Here is a 3,124-nt window from a genome sequence, read left to right on the forward strand (position 1 = left end):
CGCAGCCGCAGCGGACCGTTCTCGTAGAAGGTCATGCCGAGTTCGGGCGCCCGCACCGCTTCGGCCATGATGGTGCGGTAGATCGCGACCACGTCGGGGCGGAGGATAAAGTCCAGGAAGCCGTCGGCGAACGCCAGGAGCCGGGTGCGCAGGTCACCCTCGCCCGGCAGGGCCACCATGCCGCCATGGCCCTGGCAGGCGTGGAGCACGACCGTAGCGAACAGTTCCTGCTTGCTCTGGAAATGCTCGTACACGGTGGCCTTGCCGACCTTCGCTTTGCGGGCGATGTCGTCCATGCTGGTGGCGGCATAGCCCTTTTCCGCGAACAGCAGCCCGGCAGCGTGCAGCACCGCCTGCGGCTTGCCGGCAGCCTCGCCCGGGGGCTGGTGGTCCTGAAGTTCGGGAAGAGGCAGCATGGATCGCGGGCAGCACCAGAACTGAACGGTTCTACGCGATGGTGGCGCATGATCGTCGCGGCGACAAGAAGGGAGCTAGGAATTCCCGGCAGGACAGGCTTGCATAGCCTCAGAACTGAACGGTTCAGTTTTTCCCTTGATCCGGCGGGGGCGCGCGCGCATCTGCGGGAAGTTCGATCCTGTTGCGCGCCGGCGCTGCCGGTGACGGTCCGAAGGTTGCGGCCATGGCAGGCGTGAAGAAACTCGTGCTGAGCAGCCTCGCGGCGGCCGCGATCGCCGGCGGTGGCTGGGCCGGCTGGCAGTACTGGCACGAATGGCGCTTCGTCGAATCCACCAACAACGCTTATGTCCAGGCCGACACCGCGCCGATCGCGCCCAAGGTCGCGGGCCTAGTCCAGGAGGTGCGCGTGGTCGACGACCAGCGGGTCCATGCCGGCGACCTCCTGTTCCGCATCGACCCGGTCGACTATGTCGCGGCCGAAGCGGCGGCCGGGGCGGCCGTGGAGGCGCAGACGGCGCGCATCGCCACGATCGGCACCCAGATCGAGCTGCAACGGGTCGTGATCGACCGGGCGAGTGCCGGCATCGAGGCGGCACGGGCGCAACTCGAGCTGGCCCGCTCCGAATCCGAGCGCTCCAGCAAGCTCGCCCAGCAGAAATGGACCAGCCGTGAGACTCTGGAGCGCGCGACCTCCGAGGCGACCCAGGCCGCGGCCGTGCTGCGCCAGGCCGAGGCCGATCTCGCCAGCGCCAGGGGCCAGCTCGACGTGCTCCAGGCCCAGCGCACCGAGGCCCGTGCCGCCCTGCACGAGGCGCAGGCGCGGCTTACCGCCGCCCGTGCCGACCTCGCGGCCACGGAGGTGCGCGCGCCGGTGGACGGGGTGGTGGGCGGCAAGTCGGTGCAGGTCGGCCAGTATCTGCGTGCCGGCAGCCAGGCCATGCTGGTGGTGCCGCTGCCCGACGTCCACGTGGTCGCGAACTTCAAGGAAACCCAGATCGGCCGGATGCGGATCGGCCAGACCGTGCGCCTGGCGGTGGATGCCTGGCCGGACCGGGAGATCGAGGGCGTGATCTCCAGCCTGGCACCCGCCAGCGGTGCGGAGTTCAGCCTGCTGCCGGCCGAGAACGCCACCGGCAATTTCACCAAGATCGTCCAGCGCGTGCCGGTCCGGATCGACCTTGCCCCGGACAATGCGCTGGCCGGCCTGCTGCGTCCGGGCCTCTCGGTCGAGGTCAGCGTGGACACGCGCGGCGAGGGTGGCGCGGCGCAGCTGGCCGAGGGCGTGTTCGGTGCTGCGCGTCCGGCCGGCCTGGCCGGCGGATCGCTCACCGATCGGCTCTGACGCAGGATGGCCAGTTCGGCGGCAGTGGCGACGCCAGCACCCGCCCGGGCGCCGGCGGGCCCACGCCCGATGGCGGTGCTGGGCTTCTTCGCCATGGTGTTCGGGATGTTCATGGCGATCCTGGACATCCAGATCGTCAGCTCGTCCTTGCGCGAGATCCAGGCCGGCCTCGCCGCCAGCACCGACGAGATTGCCTGGGTGCAGACCAGCTACCTGATTGCGGAGGTCGTGATGATCCCGCTGTCAGGCATGCTGTCCCGGGTGCTCTCGACCCGGATCCTGTTCGCCGTCTCCTGCGGCACCTTCACCCTCGCCTCCTTCCTCTGCTCCACCGCGGGCTCGATCGAAGAGATGATCGTCTGGCGGGTGCTGCAGGGCTTTCTCGGCGGGGCGATGATCCCCACCGTGTTCGCCACCAGCTTCATCCTGTTCCCGCCCGAGCGCCGTGCCGGCATCTCGGTGCTGATCGGCCTAGTTGCCACCATGGCGCCGACCATCGGCCCCACGCTGGGCGGCTGGCTCACCGAGACCTTCTCCTGGCACTGGCTGTTCTTGGCCAACGTGCCCCCCGGCATCATCGTGACGATCCTGGTCTGGCGCACGGTCGACATCGACAAGCCGGACCTCGGCCTCATGAAGGGCTTCGACTGGCTGGGCCTGGCCGCGATGGCGGCGTTCCTGGGCTCGCTCGAATACGTGTTCGATGAGGGGCCGCGCTGGGACTGGCTGGACGATACCGGGGTGCGCTACGCCGCGGTGATCGCGGCCGTGGCCGGCGTCCTGTTCTTCTGGCGGGTGCTCAGCTATCGCCAGCCGATCGTGGAGCTGCGCGCGTTCAAGGACCGCAACTTCGCGATCGGCTGCGTGCTGAGCTTCGTCCTGGGCATCGGCCTCTACGGCTCGGTCTATCTGCTGCCGCTCTTTCTGGCCAGCGTGCGCGGCTACAACGCGCTCCAGATCGGCCAGATCATGTTCGTCACCGGTCTGTTCCAGTTCCTCTCGGCCCCGCTCGCCGGGATGCTCAGCAAGAAGATGGACCTCAGGGCGATGCTGGCGCTGGGCCTCATCCTGTTCGGCCTGGGCGTCTACCTGAACCACGAGGTGACCAACCAGAGCTCGCTGGCCGAGCTGTTCCTCCCGCAGGCGATCCGCGGCGTGTCGCTGATGCTGTGCTTCCTGCCGATCAACACGCTGGCACTCGGCACCCTGCCGCCCGACCGGATTAAGAACGCGTCCGGCCTCTACAACCTGATGCGCAATCTGGGGGGTGCGATCGGCCTCGCCCTGATCAACACGGCGATCGACCACCGGATGGCGCACCACATGCGCCACCTCCTGGACCAACTCAGCCTGTCGCGCGGCATC

Annotated in this window: 3 protein-coding genes; 2 read left to right on the forward strand and 1 reads right to left on the reverse strand. The window is 68.7% G+C overall.

Annotated elements, in window-relative coordinates; all coding sequences use genetic code 11:
• The coding region (locus tag EQG76_RS06770) for a TetR/AcrR family transcriptional regulator (RefSeq protein WP_159711793.1) at positions 1-416 on the reverse strand (416 nt) is incomplete at its 3' end.
• 224 nt (positions 417-640) lie between these two features.
• Between EQG76_RS06770 and EQG76_RS06775 the strand changes: the two genes are divergently transcribed.
• Positions 641-1,759 carry an HlyD family secretion protein gene (locus EQG76_RS06775; protein ID WP_159711795.1) on the forward strand — a complete coding sequence of 373 codons (1,119 nt, stop codon included), beginning with the start codon at positions 641-643 and terminating at the stop codon, positions 1,757-1,759.
• Between the two features lie 6 nt (positions 1,760-1,765).
• A partial coding sequence (locus EQG76_RS06780; RefSeq protein WP_159711797.1) for a DHA2 family efflux MFS transporter permease subunit occupies positions 1,766-3,124 on the forward strand: 1,359 nt, incomplete at its 3' end.

This window comes from Geminicoccus flavidas (genome assembly GCF_009806515.1).
Taxonomy (GTDB): domain Bacteria; phylum Pseudomonadota; class Alphaproteobacteria; order Geminicoccales; family Geminicoccaceae; genus Geminicoccus; species Geminicoccus flavidus.